This is a genomic window from uncultured Dysosmobacter sp. (genome assembly GCF_947631165.1).
Classification (GTDB): domain Bacteria; phylum Bacillota; class Clostridia; order Oscillospirales; family Oscillospiraceae; genus Oscillibacter.
Genome location: NZ_CANRKH010000065.1, coordinates 1 through 10,519, shown reverse-complemented (window position 1 = coordinate 10,519; position 10,519 = coordinate 1). Strand labels below are relative to the sequence as shown.

The 10,519-nt window shown below is 61.9% G+C and carries 7 protein-coding genes; 5 read left to right on the top strand and 2 right to left on the bottom strand.

Translation table 11 applies throughout. The features are described 5' to 3' along the window. The first annotated feature begins 492 nt into the window (after positions 1–492). On the top strand, positions 493–1,437 hold the full coding sequence (arcC, locus tag Q0Z69_RS15795; protein WP_298035365.1) for a carbamate kinase: 945 nt from the start codon (positions 493–495) through the stop codon (positions 1,435–1,437). A 284-nt stretch (positions 1,438–1,721) separates the two neighbouring features. On the opposite strand, the gene rpoN is transcribed toward arcC, so the two are convergent. Beyond that, positions 1,722–3,062, bottom strand: coding sequence for an RNA polymerase factor sigma-54 (gene rpoN, locus Q0Z69_RS15790; RefSeq protein ID WP_298035364.1), 1,341 nt, complete (start codon positions 3,060–3,062; stop codon positions 1,722–1,724). After that, positions 3,059–4,501: a sigma-54-dependent Fis family transcriptional regulator gene (locus tag Q0Z69_RS15785; RefSeq protein WP_298035363.1), complete on the bottom strand. Its 1,443-nt coding sequence runs from the start codon at positions 4,499–4,501 to the stop codon at positions 3,059–3,061. Before Q0Z69_RS15785 ends, rpoN begins: the two co-directional genes overlap by 4 nt. A 415-nt stretch (positions 4,502–4,916) precedes the next feature. On the opposite strand from Q0Z69_RS15785, the gene Q0Z69_RS15780 reads away from it, so the two are divergent. From Q0Z69_RS15780 to Q0Z69_RS15765, 4 genes are all read left to right on the top strand, one after another. Beyond that, the gene (locus Q0Z69_RS15780; RefSeq protein WP_298035362.1) at positions 4,917–5,717 is read left to right on the top strand and encodes an enoyl-CoA hydratase-related protein; all 801 of its coding nucleotides are present in this window, start codon (positions 4,917–4,919) and stop codon (positions 5,715–5,717) included. Between the two features lie 62 nt (positions 5,718–5,779). Beyond that, positions 5,780–7,330: an acyl CoA:acetate/3-ketoacid CoA transferase gene (locus Q0Z69_RS15775; RefSeq protein ID WP_298035361.1), complete on the top strand. Its 1,551-nt coding sequence runs from the start codon at positions 5,780–5,782 to the stop codon at positions 7,328–7,330. 216 nt (positions 7,331–7,546) lie between these two features. After that, entirely contained in the window at positions 7,547–9,025 is a 1,479-nt protein-coding gene (locus Q0Z69_RS15770; RefSeq protein WP_298035360.1) for a 4-hydroxyphenylacetate 3-hydroxylase family protein, read from the top strand. A 260-nt stretch (positions 9,026–9,285) separates the two neighbouring features. Beyond that, positions 9,286–10,425: an acyl-CoA dehydrogenase gene (locus Q0Z69_RS15765; RefSeq protein ID WP_298035359.1), complete on the top strand. Its 1,140-nt coding sequence runs from the start codon at positions 9,286–9,288 to the stop codon at positions 10,423–10,425. Positions 10,426–10,519 lie beyond the last annotated feature (94 nt).

Sequence of the window (10,519 nt, the reverse complement as noted above, 5' to 3'; positions counted from 1 at the left end):
CTCAACTTTAACCGATGAGGCTTTATCCTTCATCCTTTTTTATTCAACTGTCTAATATGTATTGTAATCCTACATAAGTTGCAGTTTCAAATGCTTTTTGTCTGTTTCAACAAAGATGACTGCGCTTTTTGGGGATATCGCCGCCCATTTCTATGGATCGGATGCCGACAGCAGATGATTTCGCAAATGTTTGCGCTGGAAAAACGCCTGGCCGCGTCCCATGCCGGAGGCAGGGCTGGAAGGGCGCGGCGCCGGATTTCCCTTCCTGTGCGCATGAGCCGCCCGCTTTTCGCACAGACTATAGCAACATTCAAAAATACTGACAGCAGTTCGGCGGATACAGGCAGCACATAACTGCGTCTTCCTCCTTGGCGGGCGTCAGCCCGCCTGTGCCGTCCTCCTTGTTCTGTACCACCTCCACCAACCTCCCTTGCTGCCATTATTTCTGAAGGTTGCCATAGACACAAACGCACGGAAAGGAAGTCACATGCCATGCCTGAAAAACTTGTCATTGCCTTGGGCGGCAACGCGCTGCAGTCCAAGGATTCCGCCCCCACCGCCCAGGCCCAGCTGGAGGTGGTGCGGCAGACCGCCGCCCACATCGCTGAGATCAGCCGCCGGGGCTATGAAATGGCCATCGTCCACGGCAACGGTCCCCAGGTGGGCCGGATCCTGCTGGCCAGTGAGACCGCCAGGGACACGGTGCCGCCCATGCCCTTCGACGTCTGCGGCGCCATGAGCCAGGGCTATATCGGCTATCACATCCAGCAGGCGCTGAAATACGCCCTGGCGGCTCGGGACCGCAATTACCCGGTGGTGTCCCTCACGACCCAGGTGGTGGTGGACCGGCAGGACCCGGCCTTCCAGCAGCCAACCAAGCCCATCGGCGGCTTCTATACGGAAGAGGAGGCCAGAGCCTTGGAGCGGGAGAAGGGCTACGTTCTGCGGGAGGACGCGGGGCGGGGCTGGCGGCGGGTCGTGGCGTCGCCTCTCCCCAGGCGGATCGTGGAGATCGGCGCCGTCCGGCTGCTGTGGGACCACGCCATCGTCATCACCTGCGGCGGAGGCGGTATCCCGGTGGTGGAGAATCCCGACGGGACCCTGGAGGGGGTCGCGGCGGTCATTGACAAGGACTTCGCCGCAGAGCTGCTGGCGGAGCAGGTGGACGCCGACGCGCTGCTGATCCTGACGGAGGTGGAGAAGGTGGCCGTCAACTTTGGAAAGCCCGACCAACGGGACCTGGATCGCCTCAGCCTGGCCCAGGCCGCCCGCTATGTGGAGGAGGGCCAGTTCGGCGTGGGCAGCATGCTGCCCAAGGTGGAGGCGGCCATGAAATTTGTCCGGGCCAATCCCGGCAGGCGGGCCATTATCACCAGTCTGGACCGGGCGCTGGACGCTCTGGACGGAAAGACCGGCACCGTGGTGAGCTTCGCCTGAGCCCAAAAGGGGGACAGCCGTTCTGGACGGCTGTCCTGACTGTCGAAAAAGTGGCATAGCCACTTTTTCGAGGAAGCTGCGGCCTGCCGCAGCGCACTCGTTGTCCGCCCAAGCGGACAACTCGCACGTTTGCAGGCCGAGAGGTGTTTTTTCTGACGTACACGCCGCCGGAAAAAACAGATCAAATCCCTTTCGCGCCTGCGGGCGCGAACTCTGCGAGGCTTTTTCGACAGCCTGATGGTTCTGAACGGCTGTCCCTTCGCATATCCATGGGGATAAGCCCTCTACCGCCGTCTGGCCGACGAGGAGCTGATCCCCAGCTCGATGCGGTATTTGGCCACGGTCCGGCGGGCTACTGCCATGCCGCTCTCCGCCAGGAGCTGGCACAGGCGCTGGTCGCTGAGGGGATGGCTGGGGTCCTCCTCCCGTACCAGGGTCAGCAGCCGCTGCTTCACCGCCTGCCGGGAGCAGCCCGGCGCGCCCACCTCCCGGCTGAAGAAGTACCGCAGGGGATAGGTGCCCTGGCGGCATTGGAGATATTTCTCCCGGGTCGCCCGAGAGACGGTGGAGGGATGCAGCTCCAGGGACTCCGCCAGGGAGCTGAGGCTCATGGGGGCCAGCGCCCCGGTCTGGCCGGCGAAAAAGGGACGCTGGGCCTCCAGAATGGCATTGGCGCAGCGGCGGAGCGTCGTTCCCCGGCGCTCCAGGCTGTTCAGCAGCCATTTGGCCTGCTGCATCTTCTGCTGCAGATACGCGCGGGTCTCCTTTTCATCGGATTCCTTCAGCAGCTTTGCGTAGTAAGTACTGACGGATACCCGGGGCAGGTAATATTCGTTCAGAACCGCCTGCAATTTCCCGTCCAGCTCCACAATGAAGATGTCGGGCCGTACATACACGGTTGGTTCCGCCGGCTGGAAGGCCTGGCCGGGGTGGGGCTCCAGTCCGGCGATGACCCGCTCCGCCGCCTGGACCTCCTCCACGGCGACGCCCAGCTCCCGGGCAATGGCCCCGTAGTGCTTCCGGCCCAACTCTGGCAGGAACCGGGCGGCCACGTCCAGCACCGTGGGGGACACGTCCTTCCGGCGGGAGAGCTGCAGCAGCAGGCATTCCGACAGGCTCCGGGCGCCCACGCCGGCGGGCTCCAGCCCTTGGAGAGCTTCCAGCGCCTGGTCGATGAGGGGCTGGGGGATCTTCAGGTCCGTCAGGCTCTCCAGGTCCTCGGCAGTGAGATAGCCGTCCTCGTCCACCAGCTGGGCCATGTATTGGGACAGGGCCAGCAGGGGCTTGGGCAGCCGCTTCCGCTCCAGCTGGTCGCAGAGGAAGGCGGACAGGCTCTCAGTCTCCCGGTCCACGCGCCCCCGCTCCGGGAAGTCGCCGCCCTCGTGGGTGAAAGTGGCGCCGTATACGCCGCCATCGATCCAATTGGCCTTCTGCCGCAGCTCCTCGTAGGCGCTGCGGAGGTCATGGGCGTCCTCCTGCTCCAGCACGGGATTCTCCTCAGCAGCCCGGCCCAGGTATTCCAGCAGCTCCTGGGAGTTCATCTGCAAGATCTCCATGCTTTGCAGCAGCTGAGGGGTCAGCTTCAGCTCCTGCCGCAGGTCGGCTTTCAGAGAGATCAGACTCATGCTCTGCCACCGTCCTCTCTGGCCACATATTTGGCTACCTTCCGGGCCGCGGTGGCCTGGGAGATGCCCAGCTCCCGGGCCACCGCCACGGTGGTGCCGCAGCGGCGGTAGGCGTCCCGGATGATTTGCCCCTCGTAGGCGTCCATCCGTTCCGCCAGAGTCCCGCTCCGGGCCAGCAGCTCCGCCGGCGTCACCGCCTCGCCGGTGTACTCCACCGGCAGGTGGGTCACGTCGATGATGGGGTCCTGCACGGTGATGACCAGCCGTTCGATGAGGTTTTCCAGCTGGCGCACGTTGCCGGGCCAGTCGTATTGTTCCAAAAACGCCAGGAACCGGGGACTGAAGGTCAGCGCCTTGCCGTATTCCCCACAGAACCGGGCCAGGAACTGATGGGCCAGGGGGAAGATGTCCTCGACCCGCAGCCGCAGAGGCGGGATGTGGATGCGGATGACATTCAGCCGGTAAAAGAGGTCGGAGCGAAACAGGCCCCGCTGCACCGCTTCCTCCAGATTACGGTTGGTGGCCACGATCAGGCGGAAGTCCAGCTCAATCTTCCTGGTGCCGGACAGCCGCTCGATGGTCTTTTCCTGGATCAGCTGCAGCAGCTTGGACTGGATGTGGGGCGGCAGCTCGCCGATCTCGTCCAGGAACAATGTCCCGTGGTTGGCCAGCTCGATCTTGCCGATCTTGCCGGAGGAGGAGGCGCCGGTGAACGCGCCCTTCTCATAGCCGAACAGCTCCGACTCGATGAGATTTTCATGGAGCACGGCGCAGTTGACCTCGATGAAGGGGCCGTCGGCCCGGTTGCTCATGGCGTGGATGGCTTTGGCCACGGCGCTCTTGCCCACACCGGTCTCGCCGGTGATGAGGATATTGGCCTTGGTGTTGGCGGTGTTCTGCATCAGGGTCCACAGCCGCTGCATAGGCGCGCTGCGGAAGATCAGGCTGGTGGAGGTGGCCCGTGTCCGCAGCTCGGCGATCTCTTCGGAATACTGCTGTAAGGAATCCTGCAAGTGGCGGTAATTCTGCTGGATGGTGTTGATCTGCTCCATGGACACGGTGTTGAAGCACACAGCGTATTTCAGCTCCCCCTGGTTGTCGAACAGGGGGATGCCCACGGTCATCACGTTTTTGAAGTCGCGGTTGATGGTCTGGGTGGCGGTGATCTTCCGCTTCTGCCGGATGACCTCCGCTGTGATGCAGGGCGTGAAGGTGCCGTCTGCCTCCAGGTCAAAGGCGGACTTGCCCACGATGGAGTCGTGGGCGAAGCCGAAGTTCTTCTCATAGGTCTCGCTGACCCGCAGGATGATCCCCTGAGCGTCGGAGAGCATCATGTCGTCTGCCAGCACCAGGTTGTTCTCAGGATTGATGATGTCGAACAGGCCCTTGAGATTGATATCCTTGTCAAACAGATCGGAGAAATTCGTGGAATTTGACAAAGCGCTTCACCAGCTTTCTGACCCCGGCACCGCCGGGAACTATTCATTTATGAGTATACCATATTCAAAAATGAATAGGAAGGGGGAGGGACCAGAAAAAAACGGGCGAAACGTACAGAATTTTGTGGGAGATTTTATCTGCTCCGCACAAAAACCATCTCGTTTTTTCCTGGAGGAAACGCAAAAACGGTCTATTCAAAAGTGAATAGCCCCCCAAATGATTGGCAAATATCACGCAATGAATCCACAAAAAAAGCGGCGGGAGCCGGTCATATCGCACAAAAAATCCCCACTGGCGGGAAAAATTGCCCTTGCGAAGCTGGCACGGAATTTGCTATAATTTCAGTCAGGACCAAATGGGAGCCGCGCTGCCCGGCGGCGCGGCCCGCATCAAAATTAAAGGAGGAACCAAGTCATGTATCAGACCGTTCGTTACGAGAAGCAGGACAATATTGCCATTGTCACCATCAATCGTCCCGAAGCGCTGAACGCATTGAACTCCACCGTCATTTCCGAGCTGGAGCAGGTCATCACCGAGGTCGAGCAGGACGCCTCTCTGGGCGCCATGATCCTCACCGGCGAGGGCCGCTCCTTCGTGGCCGGCGCCGACATCGGCGAGCAGTATCCCCTGGATGTGGCCGGCGGCCGCAAGTGGGGCCAGCGGGGCAGCGCCCTGTTCCGCCGCATCGAGAAGCTGGAGATCCCCACCATCGCCGCGGTGAACGGCTTTGCCCTGGGCGGCGGCTGCGAGATCGCCATGAGCTGCGACATCATCCTGGCCGCCGGCCCCAACGCCGAAGGCAAGGGCGGCGCCAAGTTCGGCCAGCCTGAGGTGGGCCTGGGCATCACCCCCGGCTTCTCCGGCACCCAGCGTCTGCCCCGCCGTGTGGGTATCGCCAAGGCCAAGGAGCTGATCTTCTCCGGCAGGGTCATCGGCGCCGCCGAGGCCAAGGAGATCGGCCTGGTCAATGCCGTGTACGCTCCCGAGGAGCTGCTGAACGGTGCCATCGCCATGGCCAAGTCTTTCACCGCCAACGCCCCCATCGCTGTGAAGTACTCCAAGGCCTGCATCGACCGCGGCATGCAGATGGACATTGACGACGGCATTGCTCTGGAGAACGAGCTGTTCGCCATGTGCTTCGCCACCGCCGACCAGAAGGAGGGCATGAGCGCCTTCCTGGAAAAGCGCAAGGAAAAGCACTTCCAGAACAAGTGAGCGGCTGCTGCTAATTATCAATTATCCATTTTGATACTACATATATAAAGAGGGCATTTGATATGAAGAAAGTTCGAGTCATCACCGCAGAGGAAGCGGCGCTGATGGTCAACGACGGCGACACCGTCTCCACCGGCGGCTTTGTGAGCTGCGCCTGCCCCGAGGCGCTGACCAAGGCGCTGGAGCAGCGCTTTGTCGAGACCGGTCATCCCCGAGACCTGACGCTGTTCTTTGCGGCCGGTCAGGGCCACCGGGACGGCACCGGCGGCGACCACTTCGGCCACGAGGGTATGTGCAGGCGCGTGGTGGGCGGCCATTGGGACCGCGCCGCCAAGCTGGGCGAGCTGGCCCTCCAGAACAAGCTGGAGGCATATAACCTGCCCCAGGGCGTGATAACCCACATGTACCGTGACATTGCCGCCCACAACATCGGCACCATAACCCACGTGGGCCTTTATACCTTCGTGGATCCCCGCAACGGCGGCGGCAAGCTGAACGAGTGCACCAAGGAGGACCTGGTGAAGCTGGTGGAGATCGAAGGCGAGGAGCGGCTTTTGTACAAACCCATCCCCATCGATGTGTGCCTGGTCCGCGCCAGCTATGCCGACGAGTACGGCAACTGCACTGTTCACCGTGAGATCGGCCCTCTGGACGTCACCGCCCAGTGCCAGGCCACCAAGAACTCCGGCGGCAAGGTCATCGTCCAGGTGGAGAAGATCGTCCAGGGCGGATCTCTGGACCCCCGCCTGGTGAAGATCCCCGGCATCTATGTGGACGCCATCGTGGTGGGCTCCATCGAGGACAACCTCCAGTGCCTGGGCATGCCCTATGACGGCGCTCTCAGCGGTGAGTTCCGCATCCCTGTGGACGACATCCCCCCCATTCCCATGGACGCCAAGAAGATCATCGCCCGCCGGGCCGCCATGGAGCTGCCCCAGGACGCCATCGTGAACCTGGGTACCGGCGCACCGGAGAAGATCGCCAACGTGGCGGCTGAGGAGGGCATCTCCAACAAAATGACCCTGACGGTGGAGGCCGGCTCTATCGCCGGCGTGCCCTATGGCGGGACCCAGTTCGGCGGCGCTGCCAACTCCATGGCCATTCTGGACCACAACGTCCAGTTCGACTTCTACCAGGGCGGCGGCCTGGACGTGGCCTTCCTGGGCTTGGCCGAGACGGCCCCCAACGGCGACCTGAACGTCTCCAAATTCGGGACCCGTCTGGCGGGTGCCGGCGGCTTCATCGACATCACCCAGAACGCCAAGAAGGTGGTCTACTGCGGCACCTTCACTGCCAAGGGCCTCAAGACCGAGTGCGTGGACGGCAAGCTGGTCATCACCCAGGAGGGCGCCAAGAAGAAGTTCGTCAACCAGGTGGAGCACATCACTTTCTCCGGCACCTACGCCAACAAGGTGCATCAGCCGGTCCTGTACATCACTGAGCGCGCCGTGTTCGAGCTGCGCCCCGAGGGCGTGACCCTCATCGAGATCGCCCCGGGCATCGACCTCCAGACCCAGGTCCTGGACCAGATGGAATTCATGCCGAAGATCGCCGAGGATCTGAAGCTCATGGATGAGCGTATTTTCCGTGATGAACTGATGGGACTTGCTTAAGTCCAAGGGGGACTGCGTCCCCCTTAGACGCTCCGCCGTGCCTCCGGCCCGGCTCCGCTGAACCCCCTCACGTTCGCACGGCGAACGTGTCGCCGCGGCGGGCAGAGGTGTTTTGCCCGAAGTGAATTCGTGCAAAACGTATTCCATTGGACAGGACGTCCCTCCCCCCGCCTGATATAGACCTAAGGACCCCAATCTTTTGAGGAGGAAAACGAAATGGCATTAATGACCGCACAGGAGTATATCGAGAGCCTGCGCAAGCTGAACACCCGGGTGTATATGTTCGGCGAGAAGATCGAGAACTGGGTGGACCATCCCATGATCCGTCCCAGTATCAACTGCGTCGCCATGACCTACGCCCTGGCCCAGGATCCCCAGTACGCGGACCTGATGACCGTGAAGTCCAGCCTGACCGGCCACACCATCAACCGCTTCACCCACCTGCACCAGTCCACCGAGGACCTGATGAACAAGGTGAAGATGCAGCGCCTGCTGGGCCAGAAGACGGCCTCCTGCTTCCAGCGCTGCGTGGGCATGGATGCTTTCAACGCTGTATTCTCCACCACCTTTGAGATCGACGAGAAGTACGGCACGCACTATCACGAGAACTTCAAGAAGTTCCTGACCATGGTGCAGGACAACGACCTGACCGTGGACGGCGCCATGACCGATCCCAAGGGCGACCGCTCCAAGGCCCCCAGCCAGCAGGCTGATCCCGACATGTATGTCCATGTCGTGGAGCGCCGCCCCGACGGCATCGTGGTCTGCGGCGCCAAGTGCCACCAGACCGGCTCCATCAACAGCCACTGGCACATCTTCATGCCTACCATCTCCATGGGCGAGGCGGACAAGGATTGGGCCGTCTCCTTCGCCTGTCCCACCGACGCTGAGGGCATGTACATGATCTACGGCCGTCAGTCCTGCGACACCCGGAAGCTGGAGGAGGACGCCTCCATCGACGTGGGCAACGCCAAGTTCGGCGGCCAGGAGGCCCTGGTGGTGCTGGACCATGTGTTCATCCCCAATGAGTACATCTTCCTGAACGGCGAGTATGAGTTCGCCGGCATGATCGTGGAGCGCTTCGCCGGGTATCACCGCCAGTCCTACGGCGGCTGCAAGGTGGGCGTGGGCGACGTGGTCATCGGCGCCGCGGCTCTCGCCGCCGAGTACAACGGGGTGGAGAAGGCCAGCGCCGTGAAGGATAAGCTGATCGAGATGACCCACCTGAACGAGACATTGTTCTGCTGCGGCATCGCCTGCTCCGCCCAGGGCTTCAAGACCAAGGCGGGCAACTATCAGATCGACCTGCTGCTGGCCAACGTGTGCAAGCAGAACGTCACCCGGTTCCCCTATGAGATCGTCCGCCTGGCGGAGGATATCGCAGGCGGCCTGATGGTCACCATGCCCTCTCAGAAGGACTTCAACAGCGACACCGTGGTGGGCCGCAACGGCGAGACCATCGGCCAGATCTGCAACAAGTTCTTCGCTGCCCGGGAGGGCGTTTCCACCGAGGACCGCCAGCGCGTCATGCGGTTCCTGGAGAACATGTGCCTGGGCGCCGCCGCCGTGGGCTACCGCACCGAGTCCATGCACGGCGCCGGTTCTCCCCAGGCCCAGCGCATCATGATCGCCCGCCAGGGCAACATCCAGGGCAAGAAGCAGTTTGCCAAGGATATCGCCGGCATCAAGGACTGATCCACCGTCGTGCCGGCCGGTTTGAGGACCTCCATGAAGCCTTCAAACCGGGGCACTTCCCCGAAACCGGCTCGCTTCATCCGCAGCAGGCGGCGCTTTGCCGGTTTCTCCTCGCGCGGCGAGGGAGCCGCGCCCAGTGGCGCGGGCAGTGGAGTTGCGGGCAGGCAAAGCCCGCCCGCAACAGATCCTGCAGCGGCGGATTCTATCCGTCCGCCCCAATTAACTTGCGTTTCCAAATTTTGATATAAGGAGTAAACATCATGGATTTCAATCTGAGCCGTGAGCACCAGCTGATCCGGAAGATGATGGCGGATTTCACCGAGAATGAAGTGAAGCCCATCGCTGCTGAGACCGACGAAAAGACCCTGTATCCCCGGGAGAACATCGAGAAGCTGTTCGACCTGGGCGTCATGGGCATGTGCGTTCCCAAGGAATACGGCGGCGCCGGCGCCGACCCCCTGGCTTCCGCCATCTGCATCGAGGAGCTGAGCAAGCAGTGCGCCTCCACCGGCGACATCGTGGCCACCCACAACGGCCTGTGCTGCGACCCCATCCTGACCCATGGCACCGAGGAGCAGAAGGCCAAGTATCTGCCCATGCTGACCACCGGCCATAAGGTTGGCGCGTTCTGCCTGACCGAGCCCAACGCCGGTTCCGACGCATCCAAGGGCCAGACCGAGGCCAAGCTGGAGGGCGACCACTATGTGATGAACGGCTCCAAGATCTTCATCACCAACGGCTATGTGGCCGATGTGTTCGTGGTTTTCGCCATGACCGACAAGACCAAGGGCACCAAGGGCATCTCCGCCTTCATCGTGGAGAGCAGCTTCCCTGGCTTCTCTGTGGGCAAGCACGAGGTGAAGATGGGCCTGCACGGCTCTCCCACCGCTGAGATCGTGTTCACCGACTGCATCGTTCCCAAGGAGAACCTGCTGGGCCGCGAGGGCAAGGGTTTCTCCATCGCCATGCAGACTCTGGACGGCGGCCGGATCGGCATCGCCGCGCAGGCTCTGGGCATCGCCGAGGGCGCCATGGAGGAGGCCATCAACTACACCAAGGGCCGCGTCCAGTTTGGCAAGCCCATCAGCAAGTTCCAGAACACCCAGTTCACCTTCGCCGACATGAAGCTGGGCTGCGAGGCCGGCCGCCTGCTGACCTATCAGGCCGCCTCTCTGAAGGGGCAGGGCGTCCGCTACACCAAGGAGGCCGCCATGGCGAAGCTGTTCTGTTCTGAGCATGCCATGAAGACCACCACCAAGGCGCTGCAGATGTTCGGCGGCTACGGCTATACCAAGGACTATCCCATGGAGCGCATGATGCGCGACGCCAAGATCACCGAGATCTATGAGGGCACTTCCGAGGTCCAGCGCATCGTCATCTCCGCCAACATGGGTCTGTAAGAGGAGGAAAAACGACTATGAAGATCATTGTTTGTGTCAAGCAAGTACCCGATACCTCCGGCAAGGTGGCCGTGAATCCCGACGGTACTCTGAA

What these genes read in the sequence shown, in the direction of transcription:
- Q0Z69_RS15765 (WP_298035359.1), top strand. Translation starts at nt 9,286, where the DNA reads ATGGATTTCAATCTGAGCCGTGAGCACCAGCTGATCCGGAAGATGATG.
- Q0Z69_RS15770 (WP_298035360.1), top strand. Translation starts at nt 7,547, where the DNA reads ATGGCATTAATGACCGCACAGGAGTATATCGAGAGCCTGCGCAAGCTG.
- rpoN (WP_298035364.1), bottom strand. Translation starts at nt 3,062, where the DNA reads ATGAGTCTGATCTCTCTGAAAGCCGACCTGCGGCAGGAGCTGAAGCTG.
- arcC (WP_298035365.1), top strand. Translation starts at nt 493, where the DNA reads ATGCCTGAAAAACTTGTCATTGCCTTGGGCGGCAACGCGCTGCAGTCC.
- Q0Z69_RS15775 (WP_298035361.1), top strand. Translation starts at nt 5,780, where the DNA reads ATGAAGAAAGTTCGAGTCATCACCGCAGAGGAAGCGGCGCTGATGGTC.
- Q0Z69_RS15780 (WP_298035362.1), top strand. Translation starts at nt 4,917, where the DNA reads ATGTATCAGACCGTTCGTTACGAGAAGCAGGACAATATTGCCATTGTC.